The following is a 2,409-nucleotide window of genomic DNA, read 5'->3' as shown; positions in this document are numbered from 1 at the left end:
ATGAAAAAGACATTGACGATATTGAGTATTGCCTCGGCAATGATATTTGGCACGATAGGGACCACTGATGCACAGAAGCGGAAGGTGCGATATGCCGATGAGCAGATGGACCTGATGAACTTCCAGCATGCCGTAGAGGTGTACCGGGAAGCCTACGCGAAGAAGCCGAACTACGAGACGGCGAAGAAGACTGCGCAGGCCTATGAGGTGCTGCGGGACTATGACAACACATTTGACTGGTGGAAGACGACGGTGGGTGAATACGAGGAGGCGACACCGGGGGATTACCTGCAGCTGTTGCGCTATGCGCAGCTGACCGACCGGATGTCCGAGGCCCGTGCGGTACTGGAATCGAAGGGCGTGGGAGCGGACAGCATCCAGGTCGCGGCCCTGCTGAAGCTACAGGGAAAGCGGAAGGTGAAGGTGGAAGGCGTGGAAGGTCTGAACAGTTCGGGCTCTGACTTCACACTGGCCAAGGACGGGAACGGGAACAGGTACTTCACCTCCGACCGTGGGGGTACGTACCCGAGCAAGATGCCGGGCATCCGTATCGACGGGAGGAACAAGATCTTCAGTGAGGAGAAGCAGGACTATACGGACCGGGAGTACTTCAGTGTGTACAGACAGGACGGGGATGGGAACGTGAGCGAAGTGGTATCGAACGTCCCTGACACCTATAATTTTTCGGATCCGAGCTACGCCGGTGAACAGGGACTGCTGTTCTATTCGGTGACCCGCGGGATCACCAAGGTGAGGAAGAACCGCGAGATTGTGGTGCAGCCTGAGATCTACTACAGCAAGGTGAACGAAGACGGAACGTTGGAAGGGTTTACCCCGGTACCGTTCAACGACTCGATCGGCTATGCGGTGATGAACCCGTATGTGGACGAGGCGGCCAAGCGGCTGTACTTCACCTCTGATATGCCGGGCGGCCTTGGCGGCACGGACCTGTATTATTCGGAATACGACGAGAACATGAACTTCGGGACTCCTGTGAATCTGGGAGCGACGGTGAACACCCCGGGCAACGAGTCCCATGCGTTCCGTAACGGGGATAAATTTTACTTCAGTTCCACGGGCCACCGTGGGTTAGGCGGCATGGACATCTTCATGGCGGACTACAGTGCCACTGGGATCACGAACGTGGAGAACATGGGCTCCCCGATCAACTCGATGGCCGATGACTTCGGCTACCGTGAAGTGGAGCAGGAAGAGGGCAGACCGGAGGTCTACCTATCCTCGAACCGAAAGGGGGGAATGGGACTGGATGACATTTACAGTGTGGAAGAGGTGTACAAGCAGTTTGTGGCGCGTGTGATCGACTGCGAGGGAGTGGTGATCAGCGACAGCTACCTGGCCACGCTTCGTGACAAGACCCATAACGGGAACGTACAGACGACCCGAAACGGCACAGGGGAACTGACTGCGGAACTGGAGCCGGACAGCGACTTCGGGATCAAGATCAGCAAGCCGGGCTACTTCAGCATCACTGACGAGGAGATCACCACAAAAGGCTTTGAGGGGGACACGCTGAAGCGTGAATACCAGCTGATCCCGATCCCGTACCAGTTGCCGGTATACGTGGACATCGTGTACTACGACCTGGACAGGTATGTGATCCGTGAGGATGCCAAGCCGGTGCTGGACAAGCTGGCCGAACTGATGGGCCGCTATCCGTTCCTGGACCTGTTGGTGGGAAGCCACACGGATTCCAGGGCGAGTGAGGAATACAACATCAAGCTGTCGAACAGCAGGGCGACAGCGGTGACCGAATACATGGCACAGTACGAGATCCCTGCCGAGCGTATCCGTCTGGAATGGTTCGGGGAGCAGGAGCTGATCAACGACTGTGGGGACGGGGTTCCGTGTGCGGAGTCTGCCCACCAGCTGAACCGAAGATCGGAACTGGTACTGGAGGCGTTCCCGGACCCGAGCAAGCAATATGAGATGCCCGAGGAGCTGAAGGGCAAGGACTTCTGTGATCCGGAGGACCTGTTCAGCCAGATCCAGGATGAGATTGCCCAGATCCCGACGATCTATTTTGACTTTGACAAGAGCATGTTGAGAAACGTGCACAAGAAGGAGCTGGAACGCACGGCGATCATGCTGAAGCGTATGCCGAACCTGATGCTGTACATCGAGGGGCATACCGACCAGCGGGGAGACGATGCCTACAACCAGAAGCTATCTGAAAGAAGGGCGGATGCGGTGAAGGCCTATCTGACCAACCGGGGGATCGAGGAGAACCGGATGGAAGAGGCCTGGTTCGGGGAGACACGTCCGGTTCAGGACTGCAGTGACGGGACCTGTACCCCTGCGATGCACCAGCTGAACAGAAGGACAGAGCTGAGGATCGGAAAGTCCCAGTTCACCTACTCAGGTAGACAGAAAAAAGTGGATGTGCTGTAA

General features: G+C 56.8%; 1 protein-coding gene. It reads left to right on the top strand.

Annotated features, from left to right (window positions below; translation table 11 throughout):
* Positions 1–2,409: OmpA family protein (locus BUR11_RS20895; protein ID WP_234982213.1), on the top strand; the 2,409-nt coding region annotated here is incomplete at its 5' end.

Source organism: Algoriphagus halophilus (assembly GCF_900129785.1).
In the GTDB taxonomy this organism is placed as follows: Bacteria; Bacteroidota; Bacteroidia; order Cytophagales; family Cyclobacteriaceae; genus Algoriphagus; species Algoriphagus halophilus.
The sequence above is the reverse complement of the archived record's forward strand: the minus strand, read 5'-3'. Positions and strand labels throughout refer to the sequence as shown.